The following is a 12,330-nucleotide window of genomic DNA, read 5'->3' as shown; positions in this document are numbered from 1 at the left end:
CGCCTCCCGGGATCGCGCACGTAGGCTCTGCGCCCGTGCGCTGGTACACCGCCCTCCCCGCAGCCACCGTCGCCTCCGGTGCGGCGGTGACGGCCTACGCGAGCCTCTACGAACGCACCCGGTGGACGCTGCGCCGCTTCGACGTGCCGGTGCTCGCCCCCGGCTCCGCCCCGCTGACGGTGCTGCAGATCTCCGACCTGCACATGACCGCCGGTCAGCGCTCCAAGCAGGAGTGGGTCGCCGGGCTGGCCGACCTCGAGCCGGACCTGGTGATCAACACCGGCGACAACCTGGCCGGCTTCGACGCCGTCCCCGCGACGCTCGCCGCACTGGACCCCCTGATGGACCGCCCGGGCGCCTTCGTGCTCGCCAGCAACGACTACTACGCACCCCGGCCGAAGAACCCGCTGAAGTACTTCCGGCCGAACCACAAGCGGGTCCACGGCACGGAGCTGCCCTGGCGGGATCTCCGCGACGGGATGCTGGCCCGCGGCTGGCTGGACCTGACCAACGCCACCGGCGAGCTGACCGTGGGCGGACGGCGGATCGTCTTCGCCGGCGTCGACGACTCCCACCTCGAGCGGGACCGCTACGACGACGTCGCAGGCCCGGCCGACCCGACCGCCGACGTACGGATCGGCCTGGCCCACTCCCCCGAGCCGCGGGTGCTCGACCGGTTCGCCGCCGACGACTACGACGTGCTCCTCTGCGGGCACACGCACGGCGGCCAGCTGCGGGTGCCGTTCTACGGGGCACTGGTGACCAACTGCGGCATCGACCGGGACCGCGCGCGCTGGCTGCACCGCTGGGCCGAGCCGACGCCGGCCCACCCGAGCGGTACCTGGCTGCACGTGTCGGCGGGTCTGGGGACCAGCCCGTACGCGCCGGCGCGCTTCGCGTGTCCGCCCGAGGCGACCCTGCTCACGTTCACCGAGAGAGGACCCCTCTGCCGCCCACCGCTCGCACGCTCGCAGCGGGACCCTGCAGAGGGGCCGACAGAAACCGGGCGCTAGACTCGTCGGCGGACCTCGGGGTGTGGCGCAGCTTGGTAGCGCGCGTCGTTCGGGACGACGAGGCCGCAGGTTCAAATCCTGTCACCCCGACCACCAGCTCAGGGGCCGCCACCGGCGGCCCCTGAGTCGTTCCCGGGCCGCGGACGGTGCGCCGCTCCGGCCGGGGGAAGATGGTCCGGTGACTGCCGAGCCGACCGCTTCCCCCGCTCTCTCCCCCGAGGTCACCGCCCGCTGGCAGGCCCGCTTCCGGGCGCCGCGGGTGTCGCTGCCCGACTGGGCGCAGGACGCCCCGCACCGGAACCTCTACGCCTCCGACGTCAGCGGCGTGGTGGAGCAGTACGCCTGGGACCGGGAGACCGACGTCCACCGCCAGGTGACCGACCGGCCCAACGGCACGCTGATCGGCACCCTCAGCCCCGACGGCGAGACGATCTGGTGGTTCGCGGACACCGACGGCGACGAGTTCGGCATCTGGATGACCCAGCCGTTCCCCGGCGGCCCCGATGCGGTCGCCGTCCCGGAGGTCGGTCCGGCCTACCCGGCCGGCCTGGAGGTCGGGCGCACGCTGGTGGCCATCGGCCGGTCCACCGACGACGGCAGCGAGCTGTGGCTGGCCCCCCACGGCGGGACGCCGCGGGTGATCTACCGGCACACCGATCCCGCATCGGTGGATGCGCTCACCCAGGACGACCAGCTCCTGGTCATCTCCCACTCCGAGCCCGGCGATCCGCGTTACCCCGCCCTGCGGGTGCTGCGGACCGCCGACACGACCGAGGACGCCCCGGCCGTCGTCGCGGAGAAGTGGGACGGCGAGGGCCTGGGCCTGCACGCCCTGGAGTTCGGGCCGCTGCCCGACGATCGGCGGCTGCTGGTGAGCCACGAGCGGCGCGGCCGCGAGGAGCTGCTGATCTGGGACGTCGAGGCCGACACCGAGACCGAGATCGTGCTGGACCTGCCCGGCGACGTGACCGCCGGCTTCTACCCCGACGGCTCGGCCCTGCTGGTCGGACACGACCACGCTGCCCGCAGCGAGATCTACCGCTACGACCTGGCGACCGGCGCCCTGGAGAAGCTGGACACCCCGCCCGGCGTCGTCCGCGGCGCGACCGCCCGGCCCGACGGCACCGTCGAGCTGGCCTGGTCGTCGTCGCAGCTGCCACCGGTGATCCGCCGGGCCGACGGCCCCGTGGTGCTGTCGGTCGCGGACGAGGAGCCGCCCGCCGCCTACCCGGTGGAGGACCGCTGGGTGGCCGGTCCCGGTGGCGACGTGCACGCCCTGGTGGTCCGCCCGGACGGGCCGGCTCCGTACGCGACGGCGTTCCTCGTCCACGGCGGGCCGGAGTCCGCCGACGACGACTCCTACCGCGCCCGCCGGGCGGCCTACGTGGACGCCGGCTACGCGGTCGTGCACGTGAACTACCGCGGCTCCAGCGGCTACGGCAGCGCTTGGCGCGACGCGCTCACCGGGCGGCCGGGCCTGACCGAGCTCGAGGACATCGCTGCCGTGTACGACGCACTGCTGGCCGAGGGTTTCCTCGACCGGGAGCGGGTGCTCCTGACGGGTGGCTCCTGGGGCGGGTTCCTCACCCTGCTCGGGCTCGGGACGCAGCCGGAGCGCTGGACGGCGGGCATCGCCGAGGTGCCGGTCGCCGACTACCTGGCCGCCTACGAGGACGAGATGGAGGGCCTGCGCGCCTACGACCGCGCGCTGTTCGGCGGCTCACCGGAAGAGGTGCACGACGTGTACGTGCGCTCCTCGCCCATCACCTACGTCGACGCGGTCGCCGCACCCGTGCTGGTGGTCGCGGGCGCCAACGACCCGCGCTGCCCGATCCGGCAGATCGACAACTACCTGGAGCAGCTGGAGAAGCTGGGCAAGGACCACGAGGTGTACCGGTTCGACGCCGGCCACGGCTCCCTGGTCATCGAGGAGACCATCCGCCAGGTCGAGGTCGCGCTCGCCTTCGCCTTACGACACGTGAAGCCCTGAGCGGGCTGGAACGGCCTCGTCCCTCCCCGCCCTGAGCTCGCGAAGGGTGGGGAGGGACGAGGCCCTTCTACTGGATGCGGTGTCACGCGGAGCGTGACGATGCAATCAGCTCGGCGATCTGGACGGTGTTGAGCGCCGCGCCCTTGCGGAGGTTGTCGTTGCTGACGAACAGCGCGAGGCCGCGGTCGCCGTCGACGCCCGGGTCCTGCCGGATGCGGCCGACGAAGCTCGGGTCCTTGCCGGCCGCCTGCAGCGGGGTCGGCACGGTGGTGAGCTCGACGCCGGGCGCGGCCGAGAGCAGCTCGGTGGCCCGTTCGACGGTCAGCGGCCGGGAGAACTCCACGTTGAGCGACAACGAGTGCCCGGTGAAGACCGGAACCCGGACGCAGGTGCCCGAGACCCGCAGGTCCGGGATGCCGAGGATCTTGCGGCTCTCGTTGCGGAGCTTCTGCTCCTCGTCGGTCTCGAACGTGCCGTCGTCGACCAGGGACCCGGCCATCGGCAGCACGTTGTAGGCGATGGGCCGCACGTACTTGACCGGTTCCGGGAACGCCACCGCCGATCCGTCGTGGGTGAGTTCCGCGGCCTTGTCGACGACGGCCTTCACCTGCAGGTCCAGCTCCTCGACGCCGGCGACGCCGCTGCCGGAGACCGCCTGGTAGGTGCTGGCGACGATCCTGGTCAGCTGGGCCTCGGCGTGCAGGGGGGCCAGGACCGGCATCGCGGCCATGGTCGTGCAGTTCGGGTTGGCGATGATGCCCTTGCGGATGTCGGCGAGGGCGTGCGGGTTGACCTCGCTGACGACCAACGGGACGTCGGGGTCGCGGCGCCAGGCCGAGCTGTTGTCGATGACCGTCACACCGGCCTCGGCGAACCGCGGCGCCTGGGCCTTCGAGGTGGTCGCACCCGCGGAGAAGATCGCGATGTCCAGCCCGGTCGGGTCGGCGGTCGCGGCGTCCTCGACGGTGATCTCGCCGCCGGCCCACGGCAGGGTGCTGCCGGCCGATCGGGCGGAGGCGAAGAACCGCAGCTCGCTGAGCGGGAAGTCCCGCTCGGCGAGGATCTCGCGCATGACGGCGCCGACCTGGCCGGTCGCGCCGACGATGCCGACCCGCAGGCCGCTGGCGGAGAAGGTGGTCATCGTCCGGTCCCTCCGTAGACGACGGCCTCGGACTCGTGCGAGCCGAGGTCGAAGGCGTCGTGCACCGCGCGGACGGCGACGTCGACCTCGGTGTCGCGGCACACCACCGAGATGCGGATCTCCGAGGTGCTGATCAGCTCGAGGTTGACGCCGGCGTCGGCCAGGGCACCGAAGAACTTGGCCGAGACGCCGGGGTGGGAGCGCATGCCGGCGCCGACCAGCGACACCTTGCCGATGTGCTGGTCGAAGCGGACGTCGGTGTAGCCGACGGTGTGCTTGACCTTCTCCAGTGCCGCCAGGGCGGCGGGGCCGTCGCTCTTGGGCAGCGTGAAGGAGATGTCGGCGAGCTTGCTCGCCTCGGCCGACACGTTCTGCACGATCATGTCGATGTTGATCTCGGCGTCGGCGAGGACCCGGAAGAGCTGGGCCGCCTCCCCGGGCCGATCGGGCACCCCGTAGACGGTGATCTTGCCTTCGGAGCGGTCGTGCGCGACGCCCGTGATGATCGCCTGTTCCACCGGGAGGTCCTCCATCGAGCCGGCCACGATCGTGCCGGGAAGCTGTGAGTACGAACTGCGGACGTGCACGGGAATTCCCTCGCGGCGGGCGTACTCGACGCACCGCAGCATGAGCACCTTGGCCCCGGAGGCCGCCAGCTCGAGCATCTCCTCGTAGGTGACGGTGTCCAGCCGCTTGGCGTTGGGGACGATCCGCGGGTCGGCGGTGAAGACGCCGTCCACGTCGGTGTAGATCTCGCAGACGTCGGCGCTCAGGGCTGCGGCCACGGCGACGGCGGTCGTGTCGGAACCGCCGCGGCCGAGCGTGGTGATGTCCTTGGTGTCCTGGCTGACGCCCTGGAAACCCGCGACGATCACGATCGAGCCCTCGTCGAGCGCCGAGCGCAGCCGGCCGGGCGTGACGTCGATGATGCGGGCCCTGCCATGGCTGCCCGTGGTGATGACGCCGGCCTGGGAGCCGGTGAAGGACCGCGCCTCGTAGCCGTGCGTGGAGATGGCGATGGCCAGCAGGGCCATGGAGATGCGCTCGCCGGCGGTGAGCAGCATGTCGAGCTCGCGGCCGGGCGGGTCGGCGGTGATCTGACCGGCCAGGTCGAGCAGTTCGTCGGTGCTGTCGCCCATCGCGGAGACGACCACGACGACGTCGTCGCCGTTCTTCTTCGCGCTGACGATCCGCTCGGCGACACGCTTCATGTGCGCTGCGGAGGCGACGGAGGAACCGCCGTACTTCTGGACGACGAGGGCCACGGGTTCACAGGCTACCGACGTCCACCGGGCGACCGGTGGTTGCGTCCCCGTCACACGCGCGTTGTGATCATGGGATGGACTCACCGGAGCAGTGGCTGCTCCGCGCCGAGGAGCGCGGCAACCCCGCCACCACGCTGCCCGGCTGGACAGCCGGCAACCTCGCCGAGCCGCTGCTGCACGGCAGCACCTACTTCGACCGGCTCGTCGAGGAGGTCCGGTCGCTGAATGCCGGCGACCAGCTGTTCTTCACCGACTGGCGCGGCGATCCGGACGAGCTCCTGCGTGACGAGGGGCCGACCGTCGCCGAGCTGTTCACCGAGGCGGTGAAGCGTGGCGTCTGCGTCCGGGGCCTGGTCTGGCGGTCGCACATGTCGCGGCTGTCGCTGAACAAGGAATCCAACCGGTCACTGGACCGTGAGATCGAGCACGGCGGCGGGGAGGTGATCCTCGACCAGCGGATCCGGCGGATGGGCAGCCATCACCAGAAGCTGGTGGTGCTGCGGCACGACGAGGACCCGTCCCGGGACATCGCGTTCGTCGGCGGGATCGACCTCTGCTACGGCCGGCGCGACGACGCCGACCACGGCGGCGACCCGCAGCCGCTGCCCATGGCCGCCGCCTACGGGAAGAACCCGCCGTGGCACGACGTGCAGCTGCAGATCCGCGGTCCGGCCGTGCACGTGCTCGACACCGTCTTCCGGGAGCGGTGGGACGACCCCAACAGCCCCGACGAGGACCACCCCCTCGCCTGGATCCACGACAAGCTGCACCACGCGCGGCTGCATGCCGATCCGCTGCCACCGCAGCTGCCGCCGCCACCGGAGTGCGGCCCGCACTTCGTGCAGAACCTGCGGACGTATCCGGCGATCCGCCCGCCGTACAACTTCGCGCCCGACGGTGAGCGATCGGTGGCCCGCGGCTACACCAAGGCGATCAAGCGAGCGCGGCGGCTGATCTATCTCGAGGACCAGTACATGTGGTCGGCCGAGGTCGCCCAGCTGTTCGCCGAGGCGCTCTCCGACCACCCGGAGCTGCATCTGGTGGTCGTCGTCCCCCGGGTCCCCGACCAGGACGGCGCCTTCGCCGAACGGCCGCAGTACGTCGGCCGCTGGCAGGCGATCGAGATGTGCCGGAAGGCCGGCGAGGGACGGGTGCACGTGTTCGACGTGGAGAACCACGCCGGCACGCCGGTCTACGTCCACGCGAAGGTCTGCGTCGTCGACGACACCTGGGCCAGCGTGGGCAGCGACAACTTCAACCGTCGCTCGTGGACCCATGACAGCGAGCTCTCCAGCACGGTCCTGGACACCACACGTGATCCGCGGGAGCCGCGGGACCCGGGCGGGAACGGGGACGGGGCCCGGACCTTCGCCCGCGACCTGCGGTTGGCCCTGGCCCGCGAGCACCTGGACCTCGCCGCGGACGGCAGCGAGGACGACGAGGTGCTCGACACGGCCCGCTTCGTCGACGTCCTGAACGAGCGGGCGGCGGCGCTGGACGCGTGGCACGAGGGCGGCCGGAAGGGGACTCGCCCGCCCGGCCGGCTGCGCGAGCACCGCGCCGAACGGCTGCCGCTGTTCACCCGGCTGTGGGCGACGCCGGTCTACCGGCTGCTCGACGACCCCGACGGCCGCCCGCTGCGCATGCGGCTCGGGAGAAAGTTCTGACCGGCACCTCCATAGCGGCACCGCCTGTTCCCGCTGCGCCGGCGCGTCGGTCGGGGCGGCGGCCGGATCGCGTGCCGCCGCCCCGACCGGAATTCAGGCGACCATGCCGTGCGGGTCGAGGACGTACTTCTTCGCCGCTCCGCTGTCGAAGTCCGCGTAGCCCTGGGGGGCCTGGTCGAGCGGGATGACCGTGGCGTTGACCGCCTTCGCGATCTGCACCTTGTCGTGCAGGATCGCCATCATCAGGCCCCGGTTGTACTTCATCACCGGGCACTGCCCGGTGGTGAAGGACAGCGACTTGGCCCAGCCGGTGCCCAGGCTCAGCGACAGCGCCCCGACCTTGGCCGCCTCGTCGATCCCGCCGGGGTCGCCGGTGACGTAGAGCCCCGGGATGCCGACCGCGCCGCCGGCCGCGGTGATCTCCATCAGCGAGTTGAGGACCGTGGCCGGAGCCTCCTTGCCCGATCCCTCACCGTGTCCGCGCGCCTCGAAGCCGACGGCGTCGACGCCGCAGTCCACCTCCGGTACGCCGAGGATCTGCTCGATCTGGTCCTTGGGGTCACCCTTGGAGATGTCCACGGTCTCGCAGCCGAAGCTGCGGGCCTGGGCCAGCCGGGACTCGACCAGGTCGGCGACGATGACGACGGCCGCGCCGAGCAGCTGCGCTCCGACCGCGGCGGCGATGCCGACCGGCCCGGCGCCCGCGATGTAGACGGTCGAGCCCGGCTTGACCCCCGCCGTGACGCAGCCGTGGAAACCGGTCGGGAAGATGTCCGACAGCATGGTCAGGTCCCGGATCTTCTCCATCGCCTGGTCGCGGTCGGGGAACTTGAGCAGGTTCCAGTCGGCGTAGGGCACCATCACGTACTCCGCCTGACCACCGACCCAGCCGCCCATGTCCACGTACCCGTAGGCAGCACCCGGCCGGGCGGGGTTGACGTTGAGGCAGATGCCGGTCTTGCCCTCCTTGCAGTTCCGGCACCGTCCGCAGGCGATGTTGAACGGCACCGAGCACACGTCACCGACCTTGATGAACTCGACGTCGCGTCCGCACTCGATCACCTCACCGGTGATCTCGTGGCCCAGGACGAGGTTCTCCGGAGCGGTCGTACGGCCACGCACCATGTGCTGGTCGCTGCCGCAGATGTTGCTGGTGACGACCTTGAGGATGACGCCGTGCTCGGTCTTGCGCCCGATGTTGGCCGGGTTGACCCCCGGGCCGTCCTGCAGTTCCAGCTTCGGATAGGGGATGTCCTGGACCTCGACCTTGCCTGGTCCGATGTAGGCGACGCCCTTGTTGCCTGCCATGTGCCTTTTCCCTCCAGTGAGCCGTATCTCCTGTTGCCGCCCGTGGCGACCGTCCAGCGCCCTCAGGGGACTGCTGCGCGCGTCACCTCCTGGCCCGTGTCGAATTCCGCCTGTGGCTGATGACGCGTTCTGCGACGTCAGGTCCGCGAGCCGGTGACCTCGCCCTGGGTGCCCTGCACATCCGGCCCCGGACCCGGCTCGGCATCACCGGGCCGGGCCAGGACGTCGTAGACGAGCGAGGCGGCGAGCGCCCCGAGGAGCGGACCGATCACGTAGGCCGGGTACTGGGTCCAGTCCACGTCGCCACCGAAGAGGGCGGCCGTCGCGTTGGGCCCGAAGGCGCGGGCCGGGTTGACGGCGGCGCCGGTGAGCGGCCCGAAGACCAGGACGAGCCCGGTGACCGACAAGCCGATCAGCCAACCCGACCAACCCACCGGCGCCCGACGGTCCACCGCGAGGGCCATGATCGTGATCATGAGGAGGAAGGTCCCCAGCGCCTCGGCGAGGATGGCCTGGGGATAGCCGACACCGTCGCCGAAGGCGACCCCACCGACGTTCCCGAGGTCGACCGCGCCCGTTCCGAAGGCGCCGACGACGAGCAGGCCACCCAGGACCGAGCCCGCGAGCTGGGCGAGCACGTACGGGCCGACATCACGCCAGGGGAAGCGGCCGGTGGTGGCCAACGCCAGCGTCACCGCGGGATTGATGTGTGCTCCCGAGGTGCTGCCGAAGGCGTAGATGACCAACGCGACCACCAGCCCGAAGGACAACGCGATCATGCCCAGGCCGGCGTAGTCCAGGGTGCCGTCCCCCACGGTGAGGGCTGCCACGACCGCGCCCGGGCCGAACACGATCAGCAGTGCCGTGCCGACGAGTTCGGCGCCACATCGGCGCGCGAGGGACCCAGTCATGACGCCTTCCCGGACTCGATCGAGCACGAAGACCGCTGTGGTACTCGTCACACCATCGCGGGCAAGCGGCTCGTGTGCAACCCATCCGTCCGCGGTGCGCAGGCCGGGTCAGTCCAGGCAGTACGTGTCACCTCGCAGGGGAGCAGGACCGCTGCGTTGCCATGCGCGCGAAACGGGAGCCGGAGACGCCTCGCGTCTGCCGAATTCCCTGCCGTTCGAGCGGGCAACTGGGTCGGAGCCGGACCCGCTGCTACCGTGGTCGTCGTGCGCGGCAGCCTCCTGCTTACCAGCCGCGGCGAGGCCCTCTCCTAGGTCGGCCCCCTCGCCGCGGGTTTCGCGCGCACCCGGCGCCTGCTGACCGCCCATTCGGAGCTGAGTCCAGCTCGCGCCAGAGGAGCCCATTCGTGAACGCCGAGCACCCGCACCCTGCCCATCCCCATGCACGCAATCCGCAGCAGCCCTCGCGGATGCCCATCCACCGCTATGCCCCCTTCTCCCCCGTGGTCCTGCCCGACCGCACCTGGCCGGAGAAGGTGACCACCGTCGCCCCCCGCTGGTGCGCCGTGGACCTGCGCGACGGCAACCAGGCACTGATCGACCCCATGACGCCCGACCGCAAGCGACGGATGTTCGAGCTGCTGGTCCGCATGGGCTACAAGGAGATCGAGGTCGGCTTCCCGGCCGCCAGCCAGACCGACTTCGACTTCGTGCGACAGCTCATCGAGGACGACCTCGTGCCCGACGACGTCACCATCCAGGTGCTGACCCAGGCCCGCGACGAACTGATCGAGCGCACCTACGAGTCCCTGCGCGGCGCCAGGCAGGCGATCGTGCACCTCTACAACTCGACCAGCACCCTGCAGCGCCGGGTGGTCTTCAACTCCGATCGGGCCGGCATCGTCGACATCGCCGTCCACGGCGCGCAGGTCGTGCGCAAGTTCGCCGAGCAGATGGGCGACACCGACATCCTCTTCGAGTACTCGCCCGAGTCCTTCACCGGCACCGAGCTCGACTTCGCCGTCGAGGTCTGCAACGCCGTCACCGACGTCTGGGAGCCCACCCCCGACCGGCCGACCATCCTCAACCTGCCGGCGACCGTGGAGATGGCCGAGCCGACCGTCTACGCCGACCAGATCGAGTGGATGCACCGCAACCTGGCCCGTCGTGACGCCGTCGTCCTCAGCCTGCACCCGCACAACGACCGCGGTACCGCCGTCGCCGCCGCGGAGCTGGGCTACCGCGCCGGCGCCGACCGCATCGAGGGCTGCCTGTTCGGCAACGGCGAGCGCACCGGCAACGTCGACCTGGTCACCCTCGGCCTCAACCTGTTCAGCCAGGGCATCGACCCGCAGATCGACTTCTCTGACATCGACGAGATCCGCCGCACCGTCGAGTACTGCAACCAGCTGGGCGTCCACGAGCGGCACCCCTACGGCGGCGACCTGGTCTACACCGCCTTCTCCGGCTCCCACCAGGACGCGATCAACAAGGGCTTCACGGTGCTGGCGGCCGACGCGGAGGCCGCCGGGAAGTCCGTCGAGCAGATGCCGTGGGCGGTCCCGTACCTGCCCATCGACCCCAAGGACGTCGGCCGGAGCTACGAGGCCGTCATCCGGGTGAACAGCCAGTCCGGCAAGGGGGGCGTCGCCTACATCATGAAGACCGAGAATCAGCTGGACCTCCCCCGCCGGCTGCAGATCGAGTTCAGCGGCGTCATCCAGCAGCACACGGACGACGAGGGCGGCGAGGTCACGGCCGCGCAGATGTGGGCGGCCTTCAGCAACGAGTACCTGCCCGATCCGCACGCTCCGTGGGGCCGCTTCTCCCTGGCCGGCCACCGGCACCAGGCGGACGGCGAGCAGGTCGACGAGATGGTCGTCGAGCTCGTCGACAACGGCGTCCCGGTGACCCTCGAAGGCCGGGGCAACGGCCCGATCGCCGCGTTCGTCGACGCCCTCACGAGCCTCGACGTCGACGTGCGCGTCCTGGACTACGCCGAGCACGCCCTCTCCTCCGGTGGCGACGCGAAGGCCGCCGCGTACGTCGAGTGCGCCGTCGGCGACCGCGTCCTCTGGGGGGTCGGCATCGACCCGAACATCGTGAGCGCCTCCCTGCGCGCGGTCGTCTCGGCGGTGAACCGGGCTCAGCGGTAGTAGAAGGGCGTCCGGGCGACGAACAGGCATGACCAGCCCGCTCCGGGACCGCGCTCCGGGAGCGGCTGGATCGCCTGCCGCTGCAGTACCGTCCCGCCTCTGCCACACAGAGGGAGCAGCGCCGTGTCCGCACTCGTGCCGTACCTCGTCGTCCGTGACGCCCGCGCGGCCATCAGCTGGTACGCCGACGCCTTCGGTGCCCACACCGTCGGCGACCCCTACCTGGACGGTGACCGGATCGGCCACGCCGAGGTGGAGATCGCCGGCGCGACGGTCTACCTCGCCGACCCCTACCCCGAGCTCGGCCTGACCGGGCCGGACGACGGCCGGGTGGCCGTCAGCCTGCACCTCTCGGTGGGCGACGTCGACGCGGCGATGGACCGCGCGGTCATGGCCGGGGCCACCCTCGAGCGCCCCGCCGGCGACACCCCGTACGGACGGACGGGTGTGGTCGTCGACCCCTACGGCCACCGCTGGATGCTGCAGTCCCCCGCGGCCCCGGCCACGAGCGCCCCGCGGCCGGGCGACACGGTCTACCTGACGGTGAACGTGCCCGACGGCGCCCGGGCGCTGGACTTCTACGGGGCGGTCCTCGGCTGGACCGCCGTCCCGGGCAGGGTGCCCGACGGCTGGCAGGTCGAGGGTCCGACGCCCATGGTGGGCATCGGCGGAGGCAGCAGCGAGCCGGGCACCGTTCCGATGTACGCCGTCGACGACATCGAGGTCGCCGTCGCCGCCGTCCGCACCGCCGGCGGGGAGGCCGGTGAGATCGAGCGACAGTCCTTCGGCCTGTCGGTGCCCTGCCGCGACGACCAGGGATTGCGCTTCTGGCTGGGTCAGCTCGACTGAAGAAGGACCCCGTCCCAGGCCCCCCGGGTCCCG

Annotated in this window: 9 protein-coding genes and 1 tRNA gene; 6 read left to right on the top strand and 4 right to left on the bottom strand. The window is 71.5% G+C overall.

Annotated elements, in window-relative coordinates; all coding sequences use genetic code 11:
- Window positions 1-35 precede the first annotated feature (35 nt).
- The 3 genes from CHB94_RS05880 (at window position 36) to CHB94_RS05870 (ending at window position 3,003) form a co-directional block, all read left to right on the top strand.
- Entirely contained in the window at window positions 36-1,013 is a 978-nt protein-coding gene (locus tag CHB94_RS05880) for a metallophosphoesterase (RefSeq protein ID WP_089335655.1), read from the top strand.
- Between the two features lie 16 nt (window positions 1,014-1,029).
- Window positions 1,030-1,106, top strand: a tRNA-Pro gene (locus CHB94_RS05875).
- An 85-nt stretch (window positions 1,107-1,191) separates the two neighbouring features.
- Window positions 1,192-3,003 carry a S9 family peptidase gene (locus tag CHB94_RS05870; protein WP_089335654.1) on the top strand — a complete coding sequence of 604 codons (1,812 nt, stop codon included), beginning with the start codon at window positions 1,192-1,194 and terminating at the stop codon, window positions 3,001-3,003.
- Window positions 3,004-3,085: 82 nt separating this feature from the next.
- Here the strand turns inward: CHB94_RS05870 and CHB94_RS05865 are convergent, their stop codons facing one another.
- Together CHB94_RS05865 and CHB94_RS05860 are read right to left on the bottom strand one after the other, a co-directional pair.
- On the bottom strand, window positions 3,086-4,144 hold the full coding sequence (locus tag CHB94_RS05865) for an aspartate-semialdehyde dehydrogenase (protein WP_089335653.1): 1,059 nt from the start codon (window positions 4,142-4,144) through the stop codon (window positions 3,086-3,088).
- Entirely contained in the window at window positions 4,141-5,409 is a 1,269-nt protein-coding gene (locus CHB94_RS05860; RefSeq protein WP_089335652.1) for an aspartate kinase, read from the bottom strand. Before CHB94_RS05860 ends, CHB94_RS05865 begins: the two co-directional genes overlap by 4 nt.
- 74 nt (window positions 5,410-5,483) lie before the next feature.
- Here CHB94_RS05860 and CHB94_RS05855 point away from each other — a divergent pair, with 74 nt between their 5' ends.
- On the top strand, window positions 5,484-7,076 hold the full coding sequence (locus CHB94_RS05855) for a phospholipase D family protein (RefSeq protein ID WP_089335651.1): 1,593 nt from the start codon (window positions 5,484-5,486) through the stop codon (window positions 7,074-7,076).
- Window positions 7,077-7,169: 93 nt separating this feature from the next.
- On the opposite strand, the gene fdhA is transcribed toward CHB94_RS05855, so the two are convergent.
- Window positions 7,170-8,384 carry a formaldehyde dehydrogenase, glutathione-independent gene (gene fdhA, locus CHB94_RS05850; RefSeq protein WP_089335650.1) on the bottom strand — a complete coding sequence of 405 codons (1,215 nt, stop codon included), beginning with the start codon at window positions 8,382-8,384 and terminating at the stop codon, window positions 7,170-7,172.
- Window positions 8,385-8,521: 137 nt separating this feature from the next.
- A complete protein-coding gene (locus tag CHB94_RS05845; RefSeq protein ID WP_089335649.1) occupies window positions 8,522-9,295 on the bottom strand; it encodes an MIP/aquaporin family protein in 774 nt (257 codons plus the stop codon).
- A 404-nt stretch (window positions 9,296-9,699) separates the two neighbouring features.
- Between CHB94_RS05845 and leuA the strand changes: the two genes are divergently transcribed.
- Both leuA and CHB94_RS05835 read left to right on the top strand, forming a co-directional pair.
- Window positions 9,700-11,448 (top strand): 2-isopropylmalate synthase, encoded by a 1,749-nt coding sequence (gene leuA, locus CHB94_RS05840; RefSeq protein WP_254920432.1) that lies wholly within the window; start codon window positions 9,700-9,702, stop codon window positions 11,446-11,448.
- 123 nt (window positions 11,449-11,571) lie between these two features.
- Window positions 11,572-12,297, top strand: a complete 726-nt coding sequence (locus CHB94_RS05835; RefSeq protein WP_176445435.1) for a VOC family protein — start codon at window positions 11,572-11,574, stop codon at window positions 12,295-12,297.
- The last annotated feature ends 33 nt before the right edge of the window (window positions 12,298-12,330 follow it).

Origin of the sequence: Blastococcus mobilis, assembly GCF_900188025.1 — a bacterium.
In the GTDB taxonomy this organism is placed as follows: Bacteria; Actinomycetota; Actinomycetes; order Mycobacteriales; family Geodermatophilaceae; genus Blastococcus_B; species Blastococcus_B mobilis.
Note: the sequence above shows the minus strand (reverse complement) of the source record. Positions and strands in the feature narration are given on the sequence as shown.